The 18525-nt window shown below is 44.7% G+C and carries 18 protein-coding genes and 1 pseudogene; 10 read left to right on the forward strand and 9 right to left on the reverse strand.

Annotated elements, in window-relative coordinates; translation table 11 throughout:
- Positions 1 to 89: 89 nt before the first annotated feature.
- Genes B2899_RS17555 through B2899_RS17565 form a run of 3 tightly spaced genes read left to right on the forward strand, consistent with a single transcriptional unit; the run spans position 90 to position 2952 of the window.
- On the forward strand, positions 90 to 1100 hold the full coding sequence (locus B2899_RS17555) for a FecCD family ABC transporter permease (protein WP_146810453.1): 1011 nt from the start codon (positions 90 to 92) through the stop codon (positions 1098 to 1100).
- Positions 1097 to 2134, forward strand: a complete 1038-nt coding sequence (locus B2899_RS17560; RefSeq protein WP_146810451.1) for a FecCD family ABC transporter permease — start codon at positions 1097 to 1099, stop codon at positions 2132 to 2134. The genes B2899_RS17555 and B2899_RS17560 overlap by 4 nt, the downstream gene beginning before the upstream one ends.
- 17 nt (positions 2135 to 2151) lie before the next feature.
- Positions 2152 to 2952 (forward strand): ABC transporter ATP-binding protein, encoded by an 801-nt coding sequence (locus B2899_RS17565; RefSeq protein ID WP_146810450.1) that lies wholly within the window; start codon positions 2152 to 2154, stop codon positions 2950 to 2952.
- Here the strand turns inward: B2899_RS17565 and B2899_RS17570 are convergent.
- The 6 genes from B2899_RS17570 to B2899_RS17595 form a co-directional block, all read right to left on the reverse strand.
- Positions 2931 to 3377: an ATP-binding protein gene (locus B2899_RS17570; protein WP_170230268.1), complete on the reverse strand. Its 447-nt coding sequence runs from the start codon at positions 3375 to 3377 to the stop codon at positions 2931 to 2933. The two genes, B2899_RS17565 and B2899_RS17570, sit on opposite strands and share 22 nt — an antisense overlap.
- Positions 3368 to 3826 (reverse strand): LytS/YhcK type 5TM receptor domain-containing protein, encoded by a 459-nt coding sequence (locus tag B2899_RS17575; RefSeq protein WP_286887447.1) that lies wholly within the window; start codon positions 3824 to 3826, stop codon positions 3368 to 3370. The genes B2899_RS17570 and B2899_RS17575 overlap by 10 nt, the downstream gene beginning before the upstream one ends.
- Positions 3793 to 4578 (reverse strand): class I SAM-dependent methyltransferase, encoded by a 786-nt coding sequence (locus tag B2899_RS17580; protein ID WP_286887450.1) that lies wholly within the window; start codon positions 4576 to 4578, stop codon positions 3793 to 3795. The genes B2899_RS17575 and B2899_RS17580 overlap by 34 nt, the downstream gene beginning before the upstream one ends.
- A 32-nt stretch (positions 4579 to 4610) precedes the next feature.
- A complete protein-coding gene (locus B2899_RS17585) occupies positions 4611 to 6029 on the reverse strand; it encodes an amidase (protein ID WP_286887452.1) in 1419 nt (472 codons plus the stop codon).
- 66 nt (positions 6030 to 6095) lie between these two features.
- A complete protein-coding gene (locus B2899_RS17590; protein ID WP_146810441.1) occupies positions 6096 to 7415 on the reverse strand; it encodes an MFS transporter in 1320 nt (439 codons plus the stop codon).
- Positions 7416 to 7679: 264 nt separating this feature from the next.
- Positions 7680 to 9389 carry a sigma 54-interacting transcriptional regulator gene (locus B2899_RS17595; RefSeq protein ID WP_286887454.1) on the reverse strand — a complete coding sequence of 570 codons (1710 nt, stop codon included), beginning with the start codon at positions 9387 to 9389 and terminating at the stop codon, positions 7680 to 7682.
- Between the two features lie 230 nt (positions 9390 to 9619).
- Between B2899_RS17595 and B2899_RS17600 the strand changes: the two are divergent.
- From B2899_RS17600 to B2899_RS17630, 7 genes and pseudogenes are all read left to right on the forward strand, one after another.
- A pseudogene (locus B2899_RS17600) lies at positions 9620 to 11743 on the forward strand (molybdopterin-dependent oxidoreductase).
- Complete coding sequence (locus B2899_RS17605; RefSeq protein ID WP_146810437.1) at positions 11718 to 12113, forward strand: hypothetical protein; 396 nt, start codon at positions 11718 to 11720, stop codon at positions 12111 to 12113. Before B2899_RS17600 ends, B2899_RS17605 begins: the two are co-directional and overlap by 26 nt.
- Before the next feature lie 299 nt (positions 12114 to 12412).
- Positions 12413 to 12856, forward strand: coding sequence for a MarR family winged helix-turn-helix transcriptional regulator (locus tag B2899_RS17610; protein WP_146810434.1), 444 nt, complete (start codon positions 12413 to 12415; stop codon positions 12854 to 12856).
- 3 nt (positions 12857 to 12859) lie between these two features.
- Positions 12860 to 14038 (forward strand): MFS transporter, encoded by a 1179-nt coding sequence (locus B2899_RS17615; RefSeq protein WP_286887457.1) that lies wholly within the window; start codon positions 12860 to 12862, stop codon positions 14036 to 14038.
- A 167-nt stretch (positions 14039 to 14205) separates the two neighbouring features.
- Entirely contained in the window at positions 14206 to 15033 is an 828-nt protein-coding gene (locus tag B2899_RS17620; RefSeq protein ID WP_146810396.1) for a pirin family protein, read from the forward strand.
- Positions 15030 to 15986: a bile acid:sodium symporter family protein gene (locus tag B2899_RS17625; protein ID WP_286887459.1), complete on the forward strand. Its 957-nt coding sequence runs from the start codon at positions 15030 to 15032 to the stop codon at positions 15984 to 15986. Before B2899_RS17620 ends, B2899_RS17625 begins: the two co-directional genes overlap by 4 nt.
- 26 nt (positions 15987 to 16012) lie before the next feature.
- The gene (locus B2899_RS17630) at positions 16013 to 16120 is read left to right on the forward strand and encodes a transposase (protein ID WP_286887461.1); all 108 of its coding nucleotides are present in this window, start codon (positions 16013 to 16015) and stop codon (positions 16118 to 16120) included.
- Here the strand turns inward: B2899_RS17630 and B2899_RS17635 are convergent.
- From B2899_RS17635 to B2899_RS17645, 3 genes are all read right to left on the reverse strand, one after another.
- Positions 16104 to 16313 (reverse strand): hypothetical protein, encoded by a 210-nt coding sequence (locus B2899_RS17635; protein WP_170230261.1) that lies wholly within the window; start codon positions 16311 to 16313, stop codon positions 16104 to 16106. The genes B2899_RS17630 and B2899_RS17635 overlap by 17 nt on opposite strands.
- Positions 16314 to 16564: 251 nt before the next feature.
- The gene (locus B2899_RS17640) at positions 16565 to 17800 is read right to left on the reverse strand and encodes a methyl-accepting chemotaxis protein (protein WP_286887464.1); all 1236 of its coding nucleotides are present in this window, start codon (positions 17798 to 17800) and stop codon (positions 16565 to 16567) included.
- Positions 17801 to 17830: 30 nt separating this feature from the next.
- Complete coding sequence (locus B2899_RS17645; RefSeq protein ID WP_286887466.1) at positions 17831 to 18283, reverse strand: chemotaxis protein CheW; 453 nt, start codon at positions 18281 to 18283, stop codon at positions 17831 to 17833.
- Positions 18284 to 18525 lie beyond the last annotated feature (242 nt).

The following is an 18525-nucleotide window of genomic DNA, read 5'->3' on the forward strand; positions in this document are numbered from 1 at the left end:
GACAGATCCCTTAGATGCCCGTAAACTTTATCAATGAATTGAAAAATAAATATACATCATATTAGATGAAGACGGAAGTAGGAAAAGGGATGAAAGTTTTACTGCCAAACATTCAATTAAAAATTGCAGGGCTTCTCATCGGCGCCATTCTTCTTGTGTCTGCGGTATACGCCAGTATCGTGTTTGGCGTCATCCACACAAGCTGGCGCACGCTGCTGGAAGCCTATACAAATTTTTCGGGAACGAACGAGCATATCGTCATTAGGGAAGCCCGGATTCCCCGGGCGCTGATTGCGGTCGCTGTCGGAATGTGCCTTGGTATCTGCGGGGTGCTCATCCAGGCGCTTACACGTAATCCGATGGCTGATGTCGGCATTCTTGGGATCAATGCCGGAGCATCGCTTGTCATTGTCATTGCCGTTGCCTTCTTTTCTGTCAGCACACTGACCGCGCTGACATGGATTGGCTTTTTCGGAGCGGCGTTAAGCGGAATCGCCGTTTATGCGCTCGGTTCGTTAGGCCGGGAAGGAGCAACGCCGCTTAAGCTTACGCTGGCAGGCGCGGCGATGTATGCGCTCGCTTCTTCGTTTACACAGGGCATTCTATTAATAAGGGAGTCAGCTATGGAAGAAGTGCTGTTCTGGTTGGCCGGATCAGTGGCCGGACGCAAACTGGACGTTCTCGTATCCGTGCTTCCTTATATGGCGGTGGCAATTGCGGCATCGTTCGTTATCGCCGGACCGATGAATACGCTACGGCTCGGAGAAGACGTAGCCAGAGGGGTCGGTCAGCGGACTGCGCTTGTCAAAGTAGCGGCAGGTCTTCTGATTGTCATACTGGCCGGCAGCTCCATCGCAGTCGCCGGACCCATTAGCTTTATTGGACTTATCATTCCGCACATCGCGCGTGCGATCGTTGGTATTGATATGCGCTGGATGGTAGCGTACAGCGCGCTGCTCGGTGCGATTTTGTTATTGCTTGCGGACATTGCGGCCCGTTTCGTGGCTATGCCGAAAGAGCTGCCGATCGGAGTTATGACCGCACTGCTCGGGGCGCCGTTCTTTATTTATGCGGCACGGAAAGGAGCGGCGCAGTCATGAGAAAGTATGTATATGTACGAGGCAAGAGGTGGCCGTTCTCTTTCCTGATCGACAAACGCGCCGTGATCATCACTCTACTATTTTTGCTGCTTACACTGGCATTATTTCTCCTGAGCGTAGGAATAGGAGATTTCTTTATTCAACCGACGGATGTAATGAAGACACTGCTCGGCATCGGAGCGGCTGAACATGCATTGATTATCCAGACGTTCCGCCTGCCGCGCGTGCTCACAGCCATACTGGTGGGGGCCTGCCTGGCAGTATCGGGAGCCATTCTTCAAGGAATGGTACGCAATCCGCTTGCCTCTCCCGACCTGCTCGGCATTACAGGCGGAGCATCTGTTGCAGCCATTGGATTCATCATGCTATTTCCTACAGCTTCTATTCAATGGCTCCCGGTATCGGCGCTGTTCGGCGCGGGAATCGTGACCGTACTTATCTATATGCTAGCCTGGAAAAAAGGCGTAAGCGCCCTGCGGCTTGTCCTTATTGGAGTAGGCATCCAATCGTGCATGTCGGCACTCACTACCCTGCTGCTGGTTACCAGTCCGATTTATCTGACAAGCAAAGCTATGGTGTGGCTAACAGGAAGCGTATACGGAACGAATTGGAACGATGTTCTTACCCTTCTGCCGTGGACGCTGGTGTTTATCCCAATGGCATTCCTTCTCGGACGGAACATCAACATCCAGCAATTGGGGGACGAGGTAGCCCAGGGCGTCGGACACCATGTGGAACGGCAGAGAGCTCTGCTGCTGTTCCTCTGTGTAGCGCTTGCGGGGGCAGCAGTTGCCATCGGCGGTGCGATCGGTTTTGTTGCCCTGCTTGCGCCGCAAATCGCGCGCAAGCTGGTCGGTCCTTCATTCGGTGCTTTGCTGCCGGTAGCGGCTCTGTCCGGTTCCTTTATCGTTGTCTGTGCCGACCTGATTGCCCGCGTCGCGCTCCCGCCGCTCGATTTGCCTGTCGGCATTTTCACATCGGCCATTGGCGCACCGTTCTTTATGTACTTACTGTATAAATACCGCAACCAATAGAAAGGGGTTATTGATATATGAAAACATTAGCGGCAGAAAAGCTGACCCTTGCTTATGGAAACCGTACCATTATCCGGGAACTGGATATAACGATTCCAGAGGGAAAAATCACCGTTTTTATCGGAAGCAATGGATGCGGTAAATCCACGCTGCTTCGTTCACTGGCCCGCCTGCTAAAGCCGTCTGCAGGCTCAATCATTCTGGACGGCCAAAGCATTTCCCGGCTGTCAACCAAGGAAGTGGCGCGACGTCTTGCGATTCTGCCGCAAACGACCGGTGCTCCCGAAGGACTGACCGTACTGCAGCTTGTTAAACAGGGACGCTACCCTTATCAATCGTGGCTTCAACAATGGTCGAAAGAAGACGAAAAGACAGTCCAATGGGCGCTTGAAGTAACACGATTGACTGAACTTGCGGAACGCCCGGTTGACTCCCTGTCCGGCGGTCAGCGCCAGCGCGCCTGGATCGCGATGGTGCTGGCCCAGGGTACAAATGCGCTGTTGCTTGATGAGCCAACCACCTATCTGGATATGACGCACCAGATTGAAGTGCTCGATATCCTGGCCGATTTGAACCGCAGCGAAAAACGCACCATTGTCATGGTGCTGCACGACATCAACCTCGCCTGCCGGTATGCCGATCATATCGTCGCACTGCAGGATCAGAATGTGTATGCGGAAGGAAGACCGGAAGACATTATTACGGAACAGCTCGTTCGCTCCGTCTTCCATCTTGATTGCCGTATTATCAACGACCCGATTTACGGTACGCCGATGTGCGTCCCATACAGCAAACATCATAACCACCACGTTTTATAAGTACAGGCAAAAAGACGGAGCATCACGAAATGCGCTCCGTCTTTCTTTCCTTCTATTCGTAAACAAGGAAAACTCGCGAGCATCGGAAGAATAATAGAAAAATGAGTGCCCTTTCCCTTCTCGCTTCTCACTTCTACTCTGCCATTCCACGCCTCTACAATCCGATAGCACACCATTAAACCTAAGCCGGTCCCCTTTTCTTTCGTCGAATAGAAAGGATTGCCCAACCGCCTGACTTCTTCCGGGGTCATTCCTTTGCCTGTATCAATGATATCAATGACGATATGTTCTGCCCGGCGGAAAACCCGCACCGTCAGAACGCCTCCTTCCGTCATCGCTTCCACACCGTTTTTCATCATGTTAATCATGCACTGGGAGAACTTTGAACGGTTCAGTATAAGACACAGGTCCTCTTCTATTTCCATATTATTTCTACATTTTTCAGCAGCGCATACGATGTCATTACACCGACCAGCTGAATCAGTGAATACTCGAACGAAAAGTGGAGAAACTTCATTTGCGTCTTCGCCTCTTCCTGCATGCTCAGCAGGCTTCCGAAAATAACAAGCGAGGAAGAAAGCAGCGCAAGCCACATAGCGATCTTGTGCCGTTTTTCCCTGTCCGATTTTTGAAAGCATGAAAACATAAAGACGACGAAGCATGTAACCACCGGATATATATACAATGTCGCGTAAAAACCGTCTCCCCCCAGATAGTACCTGTATAGAAGAAGGACCGCGAGCGCAAACAATCCTGCTTCATACCCACAGTATAATATAGTAATTATCAATGGGATGGAGCGCATATCAAAAAGTTTAATGTAGAAAAAGGCGCCTGACATCAGGCGCCCGATTTTTCCAGAAGAACCATCCACTCGTCTACCTGCAGCGACACGACCTTTCCATCCTGCATGTGTACGGAGAAGTACTCTTTTATTTCTTTTTCCGCTTCCGTCAGCAGCTTCTCCACCTTTTCGACCTGCTGCCCATCGCTTGCCGTACGCGCCGCCCATACTGGAAAGTCGTATGTCTTCCTGCGGAACGATGAACGGCGCTCCGTTAATCCCGATGCGGCAAACAGCGCGCCCCACTCCTCGATTGACAGGCAGCGCACATGGCTTTCATCTCTCATTTTTTCTACCTTGTTCATAAACAGCGCCAGTTTCTTATCCACCGGCGCAACATTGTCGATCATCAGGAACCGGCCACCCGGTTTGAGTACGCGGGCCACTTCCTGTACAAACCGCTCCGGTGCCGGGAAATGGTGCGGCGCAATCCGACATGTTACCGCATCGAATGTTGCGTCCAGAAACGGCAGCGCCTCCGCATCAGCCACCACATACCAGATGTTCGAATGTTTTGTCTTCAAATGCCCGGCTGCCTGTGCCAGCATCTGCGGCGTAAGATCGGTGGAGAATACATGCGCTACATGAGGAGCCAGCGTCCCGGCTACATGTCCTCCGCCTGTGGCCACATCAAGCGCCACCCAATCCGGTCGCGGCGCAAGCCACTCCACAAGCATAGCCAGATCACTGCCCTTTGCGTGCGACGCGCTCGTTACGTATTTCTCCGCGTTTTTTCCGAACTGCCGCTTCACCGTTTCTTTCCTATCGTCCTGCTCGTACATCCTATCCCTCCGCTTTTCAATTTATATCTGTCTTATCCTTCTTCAATCTCCCATTTTAGAGAAAAAATGCCCGCCGCATCTTCAAAAGCAGCACCGAACTGGTATAGTACCGCTTCGTCAAAAGACCGTCCGATTAACTGCAACCCAATCGGCAAACCTGTATCCGAAAAACCGCATGGAACAGACAGGCTAGGCAGACCAGTCAAACTGGTCGGACCCGTCAGGCGCAGTAAAGCAGAGCGCACCTGCTCCTTCCGTTTCTCCACTTGAATCTCCCGCTGTCCGATTTCAGGAGGCAGAATAGGAAGCGTTGGGGCTGCCAACACATCCACACGTTTAAAAATCTTGTTAAGCGATTCTGAAATATTCTGACGAATCTGCTGAGCTTTTACATATTCGTATCCTTTTGCTTCAGAGCTTAATACGAGGCGCTCCAGCACTTCCGGATGAAAATTCTCCGCTTCTTGTTCTATATGTTCTTCATGAACGGCATATGCCTCACTTTGCAGCGTCTTTAACTGCGCCCATGAAGCATGGGAAAGCGCAGGAATATCAACCGTCTCAAGCTCTGCCCCCATTCTCTGAAAGATGGTCAACGCTTCTTCCATTCGCTTTCTCACCTCATCAGAGAGAGAGTCAAAATAGAAAGTCGAAGGCACCCCTATCACTTTCCCTCTTACACTTTCTCCGATATGGCGTGTAAAATCTTCTTCTCTACGTTGAGCCGAGTATGAATCCTGCCGATCATATCCTGCTAACACATTTAATAGAAGGGCATTGTCTCTTATCGTTCTTGTCATTGGTCCAACATGATCCAGCGTGAATCCTAACGGATACACTCCGTGCTTACTTACCCGCCCAAAAGTAGGCTTCATCCCTACGATTCCGCAGGCTGAAGAAGGAATCCGAATTGAGCCGCCGGTATCGGTACCTAGAGCGCCGAAACAAAGAGCGGACGCGACGGCTGCTGCAGAACCACTGCTTGAGCCGCCTGACATTTTATTTAAATCGTATGGATTTCGAACCGGTCCGAAATGAGAGACATCCCCTGTAGGACCATAGGCAAATTCATGTGTATTCAGCTTCCCGATAATAATAGCTCCTGCATCTTTCAATTTATGCACAACCGTTGCGTCAAAATCCGGAACAAAACGTTCATAGATTTTCGAACCCATGGTGGTTCTAATTCCCTTTGTATAAATTAAATCTTTCAGCCCGATTGGGACCCCGTGAAGAGGCCCTCTCCATTTCCCATTTGCGATTTCTGATTCTGCTTTTTTGGCGGAGTCCATTGCTTCTTCATAAGTTACCGTTATAAATGCATTGATTGCAGGATTTACCCTTTCAATTCGCTTCAAAAGCTGCTCCACAATCTCTACAGGCGATATTTCTCTGTGGCGAATTTTCGTTGATAAGGCTGAAATATCCAGCTTCAGAACATCCTGATTCAATACTCCATCTCTCCTCCCGTTTTTACCTCTAAAATCCTGAGTCTCCATGGAATTTGTACACATCTACTATGTTATCGGCTTCTCTCCGACTACTTTGTTTGTTCTTCCCGGATTTACAAATAACATAGCAATCATACCGACGGCAGAGGCTACAGCCGCAGCAATGAACATCGCTTTATATCCGCTGCTTGCTACAAGCGCTCCTGTTAACGTAGGTGCAACAATGGTAGCAATATTCGTAAAAAAGTGGGTAACTCCACCGAAGGTTCCGGCTTTGGAGGGCTCGGTATCAATAATAACCGTCCAATATACAGAATTCGGTAGAAAGTTAAAAGCATTGCCGATAGCCATAAGCGCAAGAACCGCTCCCACGCTATCCACGACAGGAATTAACATGAAACAAACGGCTGTAAAAAACAGGGACACTACAGCCAAACCGGATCTGGCAATTCGGAGATTTCCAGTTTTGCGGCGAAGGGCATCAGAGATTCTTCCACCAAGCAGTACCGTAACACAGGCACCAATCCAGGGAACCATTCCCAAATACCACAAAGAAGCCAGCTTAAAATTAAATGTATCCTGCAAATATTTCGGAGTCCACGTTAAAATCAAAAAATTTACGTATTGAAAAGCGAAATAGCCTATCGCGTTCATTACAAGCGTTGGATTCTTAAAAAAATGATACCAAGGGACAGGGACTTGCTTGGCTTCTGCCAAACTCGTCTCCGATTCCAATAAGTCCTCCTTTGAACGAATCTCGGCCAGTTCTGCCTTTGATACCCGAGGATGATCTTCCGGAAGATCCGTAAACATTTTGGACCAGACAATGACCCAGATTAATCCGATAATACCGAGAATCAAAAACATCGTTTTCCAATCTGTTACCGATAATAGTGCGACAGCAATCGGGGCGGTTAGCATGGCTCCAAGAGGAGTTCCCAGCAATCCGAGTGCGGTAGCAAACCCTTTTTCTTTCGGAGCAGCCCAGTTTGCCATCGTCTTGTTAATTGTTGAAAAGGTTGGTCCTTCAGCCAATCCAAACAGTATGCGGAATACCGCAAACCCTGTTAAAGCGGACCCACCGAACAGCGCCATCCCTATGTCTCCTGCATAAGCCGTTCCAATTTCGAAGAGGGACCAAGCTGTACCCGCCAACAACCAAACGTATCTTGGTCCCTTCTTATCGGCAAGCATACCGCCGAACAATGCACCAAACATATATCCGTAGCCGAAATAGCCCAAAATCTCTCCCCATGATTTAGGATCTAATCCGAACTCATCGATAATGGATTTCTGTGCATAAGAAATCGCTCCCCGGTCCACATAATTAACGACGGTCATAAATACAATCATTGCCATAATCAAATAACGATACTTTCCATTCATGTTGCTTTTCACCAGCCTTTTATTTTTAGATAATTGGCAGCGGTTCCGTAAAAATGATAGCTTAAAATTCCAATAAACCTATGCCCTTGTCTTTATATAACATAGTGGTTTGAAATCTAACAATAGTAGATATATTAAAAATATATGCAATTATGCATAATTTTTACCCAAGGTAACATGATATCTTTACTTTTTTCTATGTCTAAATCCCAAAACAAGATCTCATGCATAAAAAAATAAAATCTATGCAATATTGCATAGATTTTATTTTTTTATCACTTTGTTTAATTTTCTGCTTATCGTCGATTGATTTACTTCCAGAACTGCAGCGATTCTCGTTGTAGACTTATATTGCTTTTGTGCCAATGTTAACAGTTCCTTCTCCAGCAACTCTACCGCTTCTTTTAAAGGAATAATCGCGTTTACTTGTATGGCTTTTTGATTGTTCGTATTTCTATATACGTAATCAGGTATATACTCTCCGCTAATCCAATCGTCTTCAGCTGTCACCAGCAGCCTTTCCGTAAGATTCTGCAACTCGCGAACGTTACCAGGCCATTCATACTCCTGTAGAACCTTCAAAAGCTCTGGCTTAAACTTTTTTTCCATCCCGTATTTCTGATTCAATTTCTTCATGAAATGAACAACTAAGGGAATAATGTCTTCTTTTCGTTCACGAAGAGGTGGAATAGAAATTGGTACTACATTCAGTTGGTAATAGAAATCTTGTCTAAACTTTCCTGATTGAACTCTCTCTTCCAGATCATGCATCGTAGCGGCAATCACCCTTGGATTTACTTCAATTGGCTTTTTGCCGCCGACCCGCGTTATTCTTTTTTCCTGAATGGCGCGAAGCAACTTTACCTGCAAAGCTAGAGGAATTTCTTCAATTTCTTCTAAAAACAATGTTCCTTCATTCGCCATTTCAATAGAACCCAATTTCACTTCCTTTCCGTCTTCCCGGCCAAACAGCTCCGTTTCCAGAAACGTCTGGGGAATGGCGCCGCAATGAACCGTAATAAACGGCCCCTCATTTCGCCCGCTCCATTTATGGATATAAGAAGCAATCATTTCTTTTCCTGTTCCCGATTCCCCTACTAGAAGAACAGTAGAATCCACCTTGGCCACTTTCTGAGCAAGAGAAATCACCTTCTCCATCCTCTCACTTCGATAAATCATTTCTCCGTCAAACTCTTTTTTAGTGCGAAGGTCCATAATTTCCTTTCGGTACCCTTCAGTCAATTGTTTTAACATCTCGATTTCGGATTGAAGATGGCTTACCTCTGTAATATCCCGGGATGCATTCACTACGCGAATAATGCGGTTCTCTTCGTCCTTTATAGGAGTGCCGACAACTTTTAACCGACGACCCGTCTTTGTCGTCTGTATCATTGAAACTTGTTCCTGCCTCTCCAGCACAAGACGGGTGACGGATGGATAGAAAACTCCCTCTCTCTCCAATTGATACGTGCTTTTTCCGATTAACTCCTCTTCCTTATACCCCCATAACCTCTCACACGCCGAGCTTACCCGGAGTGTAATTCCGTTTCCGTCCGAAACGTAAATAACATCATACGAGATATCGAAAATGGCTTTTAAATCCAGACTTAAATTTTTGTATAAATCAAGTTCTTTGACTGTTTTCTCCAGAGTCGAAATATGTTGAAAGACCAAGACACTGCCTTCTGTGTTTTCCTGCTCGTAAAGTGGCAACCTCTGAGCTAAAAACGTCTCCTCTCCAATCGAGAAGTGAAAATTCTCTTCCATTTCCATTGGTGATTTTCCAGAAATAGATGAAAAAACATCTCCCAAGAATGAAAATCTCTTTTCTTCCGGTTCCAGCATAGAATATAAACGTTCAGAGGCAAAGCGATTCATGTAAAGAATTCGGTCACCCCCACTCAAGAATATAATCCCCAATGGAATCGAATCGAATAAATGGAAATGGGAAGGCTTCCTGGTTTCATTCTCCATAGTATCTCTCCTTCATAGCTGGTGAACTCATAGCAAGGTAACGATATTCAAAATTATCATATATCACCTTACACCTCATCCTATCTCTTTTCAAGATATCCTGTTTTTATATATAAAAATGTACTAACAGGAAACCCTCTAACTAATTCTTATGATTATAGCTACTATTCTTTAGATACGATTTTAGAAAAGCGAAAATAATGGACATAGTAAGCGGGGTGGAGGTAAACGTGGGCCATGATACCTTTTCCTTTCATATCAATAATAAGGAATGCAAGGCGATTGCCGGGCAAAATATTCTGGATGCTGCCAAAGCGCACGATTGTTACATACCGGACATTTGCTATCATTCTCAGTTAGGTGCCATTCAAACGTGCGATACATGTCTTGTCGAAGTAGACGGTGAGCTGGTACGGTCGTGTGCTACGCATGTATCACCGGGAATGCGTGTTACGACTGATTCAAATGCAGTAAAAGAAGCGCAATTAGAAGCGATGTCCCGTATCTTACGAAATCATGAATTGTACTGTACGGTTTGCGATAACAACAACGGGATCTGCACGTATTGCGGCGTAGGATGCAGTTTCGAAGTATGGACAAAGGATCGGCATATTTTAAGAATTGAACCGCAGGAGCATGCGCCGGTCAACGGCGTTTCCACATGCGTAAAAGGAAAATGGGGGTGGGATTTTGTAAATAGCGAAGAGAGATTGACAAAGCCTTTAATCCGAAAAGGAGATACGTTTGTTGAATCAACCTGGGATGAAGCCCTTACTCTCATTGCGGAAAAAATGTCCGGCATTAAAGAAAAATACGGACCTGGCTCGATTGGCTATATTGCCTCATCGAAGTGCAGCAACGAAGAAAATTATCTCTTTCAGAAGTTTGCCCGCGCAATTATGCAGAGCAATAATGTGGATAACTGCTCGCGTTATTGCCAGTCCCCCGCCACTGCAGGACTGCTTCGCACGGTAGGAATCGGGGGAGATTCAGGAACGATACAGGATATCGCAAAGGCCGATCTGACGATTGTGATAGGCGCCAATCCGGCGGAATCCCACCCGGTTTTAGCCACCCGCATTAAGCGCGCCCATAAGCTGTACGGTCAAAAACTCATCGTGGCCGATTTACGCAAAAATGAACTGGCCGAGCGAGCCGATATATTTCTTCATCCGAATCCGGGTACCGACCTTATTTGGATATCCACAATTACGAAATACATTATCGACCAGTAATGGGAAGATCAGGAATTCATAAAAAAAACAGCAACGATGATTCACGAAGCAAAATCAATCTGTATCCTCTGGGCGATGGGTGTGACTCAGCATATGGGTGCGACTGACACGAGCACAGCCATATCCAACCTGCTGTTGATTACCGGTAATTATGGGCGGCCTGGTACAGGAGCGTATCCATTACGCGGACATAACAATGTCCAGGGGGCCTGCGATTTTGGAACAATGCCCGCCTGGTTCCCGGGATATGAGCCAATACAGGATGATAAAGTACGAGCTCGCTATGAGCAAGCATGGGGAGTAAGTTTGCCGAAGGAACCGGGTTATGATAAACACCAGATGGTCGAAGGAATTCACATGGGAGCAAATTGGAATTATACGCATCCAAGCGAGATTATGGCAGAAGACGCCCGTCTTGCTCCCGTGTTTGCGGGGGTAAGCTATGAGCGGCTTGAGGGCTGGAACAGCCTGATGTGGCCGGTCGCACCGGACGGCAAAGATACGCCTCTATTATATACGGATACGTTCGCCTTTCCTGACGGAAAAGCCAAACTATTCCCGGTTAACCGGACACCGCCATTCAAACCAGGAAAAGAATATGACCTGCATTTAAACAACGGGCGCATACCGGAACATTTCCATGAAGGAAACATGACGTACAGGTCAGAAGGTATTCGTCACAAAGTGCCGTCTGTCTGGCTGGAGATATCTCCAGAACTGGCACAGGAGCGCAATATAAAAGATGGCGCGCTTGTACGTTTAACGTCCCCATATGGACAGGTGGAAGTACCGGTCCTCATTACGGACCGTGTTAAAGGGAATGAACTATACCTACCGATGAATACAAGAAAAGATAATGAGGCTGTAAATCGCTTGACAAGCAGTTACCATGATATCGTAACCCACACGCCAAACTTTAAGGAGATGGATGTACAACTGGAGATTCTTGAACCCGAAGGAGAAATTCCATTGCCGCGGCAGAATCACCGCTTTGGCAACCGTGTCCCGCAGGTTGGCGTAAAAGTTGAAGAAAAATGGAGCCGTCCGGGATACGTCCCTGTTGCGGATACAGTGACAAAAAAGGAGGGTGCTTATGGCAAGGGCAATTTCAGAGATTAAAAGGCAAATCCCAACCGAGGCTCAACAGCAGGCAGCATCCGTTGAGGAAATCTTAAAAGTTTTGAGCGATAACAAAAATTCAGTGATGGCGTTCCTTGATATTATCAAAGAGATGCATAAATCAGGGATTTTCGATATCCTGCAAGGACTTCTCAAAAACAAAAATGAAGTGGCCAAAATAGGCTTCGATTTCGTACAGGTAGCAGGCATCCCTTCTATGATGAAAAGCGGAATTGTCGCCATGCAGTTTTTACGCAACCTGGATCCGCTTAAAGTCCATATGCTGTTAAACGGACTCAATCAGGGTTTGAAGCACGAGATTTGGATGCTTCATTTTAAACCGGAAAGGGGGAGGCATCTGCGTGATTAAAGTATGCGAAATTTGCGGGGATCTGGAAAGGCAATCTGAAGAATCGGCAATCGGGATGGAGGACAAAAAACACCTTCATCTTTGCGAAAATTGCAGGCAAGAGCGCTCGCAGCCTTACGAGTAATGAGGATGGCTATCCAAAAGTAACATACCGTTTTCGTTATCGGTATGCTTGATTTCATGGTGTATTACAATGCCACGATAGCACGATGACATGCTTGTTGAATTTAAACCATTTGACACATGTAAATGATATGAATATAATTGCTATAGCAATTATATTCAAAGAAGGGATGTTATTGAAACTCGATGATTCTATCGGATTTATCCTAAATAATGCCGGACGGAAGGTAAGTCATCTTCTTTCGATACACTTCCACCCTTACGGCATTACTCTGGAACAATGGACTGTGTTAAATCGATTAGCGGAACAAGACGGCATCAACCAAAAAGAACTTTCTAAACGGGTAGGAAAAGATCAAACAAATGTAACAAGAATATTGGATCAATTAGAACGGAAAGGATTAGCCAGAAGAAAGCCAAACACAGAGGATAGAAGATCATTTTTAGCTGTAATAACAGATGAAGGAAATGCATTAAACCAGAAGCTCATCCCTATCGAACAAGAAGTGATAAAAACTGTACTCAGCGGTTTATCCAAAAATGAAATTGCTCAATTCAGAGAAATCCTGAGAAAGATAACGGAGACCGCAAACATGCAAATAGAAGGACTGGAGAGATAGAGATTGAAAAATCAACCATTATGGAACCGCAATTTTTTAGCTGTTTGTTTTAGCAGCTTTTTTTTGTTTATGACGTTTTATACCCTAGCCGTTACACTGCCTATGTTTGCCACAGATACGTTAAGAGTCGATGAAAAGCAGATTGGCCTGGTCATGACTGTTTTTGTCGTAGCTGCCGTACTCTTTCGCCCTTTAGCTGGCAAATGGGTTGATGAACTCAATAGAAAAAAACTCGTATTTATTTCATTAGCTCTATTTATGGTTTGTACTATTCTGTATATAGAAATCAACAGCTTTTCCGCTCTGCTTGCCCTGCGTTTTCTTCACGGTGTCGCATTCGGGATTGCCACGACTGCAACGGGAACGATTGTACTTGACCTTATTCCTGATCATCGCAAAGGGGAAGGCATCGGCTACTTTAGCCTTTTTATGAGTTTGGCAATGGTTATCGGTCCTTTTGTAGGCCTTACGATTATAACAAATTACGGTGCTTTTATTTTGTTTACGGCATGCATCATTTTCGCTTTATTATCCTTTCTTTGTGCAATCATGGCTAGAATTCCGAAACGCACGATTGAAAAGAAGACGGAACAGGCATCGGGTTGGAAGACATTTATTGAACCGAAAGCTATTCCGATATCATTATCGGGCAGCCTTTTGGCTTTTTCATACGGAGCCATCACAACGTTTATCTCTGTTTATGCGAAAGAATTAGGAATGGAGCAGATTGCAAGCTATTTCTTCGTCGTTTTTGCCACGATGATTGTATTGCCAAGGCCGATTACCGGAAAGCTATTTGACCGATTAGGCGAGAATGCTCTCGTATATCCCGGTATCTTCCTCTTTACTGTGGGCATGATCGGATTAAGCCAGGCACAAACGCCATTTGTCTTTTTAGTAGCAGGCGGATTAATCGGATTGGGATATGGTGTACTTCTCCCCAGTTTCCAGGCGATTGCCGTTAAATCGGCGCCAAGTCATCGGAGAGGGCTGGCAACGGCGACTTACTTCGTGCTTTTTGATTCCGGCTACGGATTAGGATCTTATGTCCTCGGTATTGTTGCTTCGGAAACAAACTATCATACGATATATTTCATTGGAGGTTTAATCGTTGCCTGTACCGCTGTGATTTATTATGCCTTGCATCACAAGAAAACAGTTTTGAGTAAAGCTCATTTATAAGGGATACGATATCGGCATCCTTTTTTTTATTTGCAATTTCTCTTCGCATTTTTTGTATCACAAAAAACAAAGCAAAAAAAGAACGCTTTATTTATACGATATGCGTTTATTATTTTATAGTTAGATACTATAATATAATTAGTGGAAAAACGAATGGAGGTTTCCGTATGAAAGGAAGAGACATTGCCCGTGTTTGGACGGTTCATCATAAACAACAAAGCCCAATCCATAAAGTCGGCCAGATTCTTGAGCCCGGAAATTGGAAAGAATACGACCCGTTTTTGTTTCTTGCGGAAGACTGGTTCCAGCATGGCGTGTTCGATTTTCATCCCCACCGCGGCATCGAAACGGTAACGTATGTCATTGAAGGGACGCTTGAACATTACGATAATTATGGCGGGGAAGATCAATTAGAACCAGGAGACGCACAATGGATGACAGCCGGACGCGGAGTCATTCATAAAGAAACGGCAGCTGTCGGAAATACCGTGCATAGTTTGCAATTATGGGTCAATCTCCCGCGTTCGAAAAAGATGATAGAGCCCCGCTATCAAAACCTGCGCGCAAAGGATATGCCGGTACGCCATGAGGAAGGCGCCGTCATTCGTGTCTTCTCCGGATCATCTGCTGGGGTTACCGCAAGCACATTAAATCACGTTCCGGTAACTATGGTAGAAATGCAGCTGGAGCCGGGAGTTACCGTGACTCAAGATCTTCCCGGAAGCTATAACGGGTTCATTTATATCCTTGAGGGCAGCGGATATTTCGGCACCAACGAAACCGAGGGAAAGAAAAATCAGGCATTGTTGCTCGGCCCTGGTAATCATTCAAAAGAAAGTGAAATAGCCATTCGTGCTAAAGAGAAGCTTCGCCTCCTGCTCTATGCCGGCGAGCCTGTTAAAGAGCCTGTTGTTGCATATGGACCGTTCGTCATGAATACGGAAGAGGAAATCAGACAAGCAATCGCTGATTACCGTGAGGGGAAGTTTAAATGAAGCTGCTTAATGAATTTATTTCTAGAAGGTTGCCCCTGCTAATTGTATTAATGGCTATTGGCACATATCTTTCACCCGTTTATTGGAAAGTTGCCCCATGGTTTCCAAGCTTACTTCTGGGTGTAGTAATTTTTTGCACGGGACTATCGATGAATATAGAAGCCATTAAAGAGATTCGAACAAAAAAGCGAGAGCTGGTTTTAGCAACCCTATTAAAGTGGACACTTACTGTCTTTATTTCGATTGGGCTCGCCTACCTTTTCTTCTGGTCCAAACCGGAAATTGCAGCAGGTCTGATTTTATCAGGAACGGTCCCAAGCGCCACTGCAGCAACGATCTATACTTTTCTGGCAGGTGGAAACGCATCACTGGTGATCGCCGCTTCTTTACTGGATGTAGTTATTAGCCCTATTGTTACTCCTCTTTCGATGATGGGGATTTCCAGCACACAAGTAACCATTTCAATCTTTAGCTTATTACAATCGTTTCTGTTTATTGTTGTACTCCCCTTAAGCATTGGTCTATTTATTCAACGGGTTCTTCCTCAGTCTACGTCTTATTCAAAGACTGTTACGAAACTCGGATCTTCCGTATCCCTGTTGCTAATTATTCATACGATTGTAGGAAGCGGAAAGGAAGCCATTTCTTCAGAAATACGATTGCTTCCTCTCATCGCGATTGCGACGTTCATTCAAGTTGTGCTTCCGATGGCGGCTGCTTATTTCATCGCCAAAAAGCTTAAGGTTAGTGAACCAGATGCTCGTGCTATATTGTTTCAGGTTGGACTGTGTAATACAGCCCTTGCTGCGATAGTAGCTTTTAGGTTTATAGGCGAGCTTGGGGCGATTGCACCTATCCTGAATATGATTTTTAATCTATCACTAGGCGCTTTTATCTCAAACCACTTCGCTAAAATCGGAACCACAGACGGCTCATTCCCGTTAGTGCAATAAAAGCAAAAAAGAGGTGAATGCAGACGATGGCGACTTTTTTGCCACCGTATTCGCCTGACCTGAATCCAATAGAGCGAATATGGAAATGGCTAAAAGAAGCCGTTATTTTTAACCTTACTATAGTTTTGGAATGATTCCTACTCTTTTATGTTCGTAACCGTACTTTTCTAAATACGCATGTTTTTCTTCCGAATTTATTGGACGCCATGCATAACATAAATGCTCAGGGTTGTTTATCCAAAAGTGATTAAAACAGCAGAATTTTCTCATACATCCTTCATCTTTTGCCCACCAACAATTTTCACATTTTCTGTATTCTTTTATCATTCGTATCTCCTTTTTACACTATGAATATAGTGTATAACTTAATCGTTTTTATCTTGCAATAATAGGAATTTAATCCCGGTTCAGAAGTGGGGAGGCCTGATAACACGCATTCTATTACCCTATAGAGAAGCCGCCCGGTTCTGGGCGGCTCGATTTTTGTTGTATGATGTCAAAACAAAATAGACAATCCAGATGAGACTGACTGTACTTGCTTAAAAAAGTTCCTGCCAAAACGGCGGGCCTTTGCTTTTTTATTTTGTTATAAAGTGACCAACCAATGTTTGTAATTCTTTGGTTAAAATTCCTAATCGCGAAGAAGAATTTTTTAATTCACCAGCAGTTGCCGATTGTTCTTCAACTGCCGCATTCGCCTGCTGAGCCGCAGCCGCAATTTGTTGTGCGCTATTCGCAATAAATTCCACCGATTTTGTAATCTCTTCAATAACCGCCGATTGCTGTTCAACAGCAGCAGCAACCTGAGATGAATTTGCATCAATCTCTTTTGTACTGTTCATAATGATAGTTAATGCTTCTTTGGCCTTTGTTGCTAATTCTTGACCACCCATAACTTCATTTCTAATTCTTGAAATAACATCCACCGCTTGTTGAGTATCCTTTTGATTATCGGTCACAATCTTTACAATGTTTTGAGCTGCATTTCCACTCTCTTCTGCCAATTTCCTTACTTCTCCTGCAACAACAGCAAAACCACGTCCATGTTCACCCGCTCGTGCCGCTTCAATCGCTGCATTAAGAGCCAATAAATTGGTTTGTTCCGACATATGCGTGATCATTGCCACCATTTCTGAGATTTGTTTTGACCCTTCCTCCAACTTTCCAATTATCCCCTCTAACAATTGCGTACTGTCTGCAATCAAGTCTAAGCGATTGCTTACATTCTCAACAGCATTTACCCCGTCTTCTGAGGTTGTTATTGCTTGGGTTGCTACCGCACTGGCTTGTTGGGTTGAAGCTGCAATTTCCTCGATAGAAGCACTCATTTCTTCAAAAGCGGCTTGAAGTTCTTCGATATTTGCGTTTTGTTCTTGCGTATTAGAAGAAGCCTGTTCTAAACTTGCTGCTAATTCTTGCGTTGTCGTTTCTGATATATTTGCTACTTCAGACAAAGCCCCTGCTGTTTCTTTGATTTCGTTTGTATCACTTTGAATCTTTACTGCTAAATTACGTAAACTTTCCGTCATCCCATTGATAGTTGTAGCCAAAATTCCAATAATCCCCTTTGCCTTCACAGCCACTTCTTGCGTTAAATCGCCTTCAAGTACGGCCTGTGAACGCTCGGTTAATTCCATAATTGGCTTTATGATGATATTTCTAAAAATCATAAAACCACCAATAGATAACAACAAAACAATAACAAATACGTAAAAATGATTGGTAATCCAAAAACTTAATATGATAGGTAGTGTTCCAATAATCATAAATACAATAAAAGCCATAATATTTAAAATATAATTTTTATCCTTCATCTTTCCCTTTCCCTTCATTCCCGTTATTCATCAAATTCTTTGTAGCAATTCTTTTAAATTCGTTATATTTTCCAATAATTTATCAATGTCCAACAAGATTAACAAATCTTCGTTTAACTTTGAAACCCCCAAAATAAACGAGATGTCTTCGTAATCGAGATTTGGTCTTTGAATGGTATGAGCGGAAATGTTCAACACATCCGTGGCCGCATCCACTACTAATCCAACAGGTTGTTCATCTACTTTCACTGTTATGATTCGAGTACTATTCATTTCCTCAGAATCGTCATATTCTAATAAGAATTGGCGTAAATCAACAAGAGGAATTACTTCTCCTCGTAACTCTAAAACCCCCCTCATATACGATGGCAATCTCGGTAAAACCGTGACAGATGCCATCCTATCAATGGAGAACACTCGGTTAATGTCTATGCCAAATTTTACGTTCCCCACGCTAAAAATAATCGCTTTAAAATCCTCCATCTGTCATCCCTTCCTCTTTATAAATTAAAAAGCTGGATACCCTGATAAGGAATATCCAGCTTAAAATATTGGTAGTTCGGCTATCACAATTTTTTAACTTTACGTCGCTACCTTCTGCTGATTTTCCCCTATCATTGAATGGTTCATTTGAATTCAGTCTACTCATACCACTCTCTTCCAATAAAAGAAAATTCAATTAACTACTATGTGATTCAAGAACTAACAAAATGGACTTTTTGTTA

The sequence above is a fragment of the Aneurinibacillus sp. UBA3580 genome (genome assembly GCF_002375825.1).
GTDB classification, from domain to species: Bacteria; Bacillota; Bacilli; order Aneurinibacillales; family Aneurinibacillaceae; genus Aneurinibacillus; species Aneurinibacillus danicus.

Coding starts and splice junctions, on each gene's coding strand:
- B2899_RS17555 (WP_146810453.1), top strand. CDS start 90: ATGAAAGTTTTACTGCCAAACATTCAATTAAAAATTGCAGGGCTTCTC.
- B2899_RS17620 (WP_146810396.1), top strand. CDS start 14,206: ATGAAAGGAAGAGACATTGCCCGTGTTTGGACGGTTCATCATAAACAA.
- B2899_RS17630 (WP_286887461.1), top strand. CDS start 16,013: ATGGCGACTTTTTTGCCACCGTATTCGCCTGACCTGAATCCAATAGAG.
- B2899_RS17635 (WP_170230261.1), bottom strand. CDS start 16,313: ATGATAAAAGAATACAGAAAATGTGAAAATTGTTGGTGGGCAAAAGAT.
- B2899_RS17590 (WP_146810441.1), bottom strand. CDS start 7,415: ATGAATGGAAAGTATCGTTATTTGATTATGGCAATGATTGTATTTATG.
- B2899_RS17560 (WP_146810451.1), top strand. CDS start 1,097: ATGAGAAAGTATGTATATGTACGAGGCAAGAGGTGGCCGTTCTCTTTC.
- B2899_RS17645 (WP_286887466.1), bottom strand. CDS start 18,283: ATGGAGGATTTTAAAGCGATTATTTTTAGCGTGGGGAACGTAAAATTT.
- B2899_RS17640 (WP_286887464.1), bottom strand. CDS start 17,800: ATGAAGGATAAAAATTATATTTTAAATATTATGGCTTTTATTGTATTT.
- B2899_RS17605 (WP_146810437.1), top strand. CDS start 11,718: ATGGCAAGGGCAATTTCAGAGATTAAAAGGCAAATCCCAACCGAGGCT.
- B2899_RS17565 (WP_146810450.1), top strand. CDS start 2,152: ATGAAAACATTAGCGGCAGAAAAGCTGACCCTTGCTTATGGAAACCGT.
- B2899_RS17625 (WP_286887459.1), top strand. CDS start 15,030: ATGAAGCTGCTTAATGAATTTATTTCTAGAAGGTTGCCCCTGCTAATT.
- B2899_RS17570 (WP_170230268.1), bottom strand. CDS start 3,377: ATGGAAATAGAAGAGGACCTGTGTCTTATACTGAACCGTTCAAAGTTC.
- B2899_RS17580 (WP_286887450.1), bottom strand. CDS start 4,578: ATGTACGAGCAGGACGATAGGAAAGAAACGGTGAAGCGGCAGTTCGGA.
- B2899_RS17595 (WP_286887454.1), bottom strand. CDS start 9,389: ATGGAGAATGAAACCAGGAAGCCTTCCCATTTCCATTTATTCGATTCG.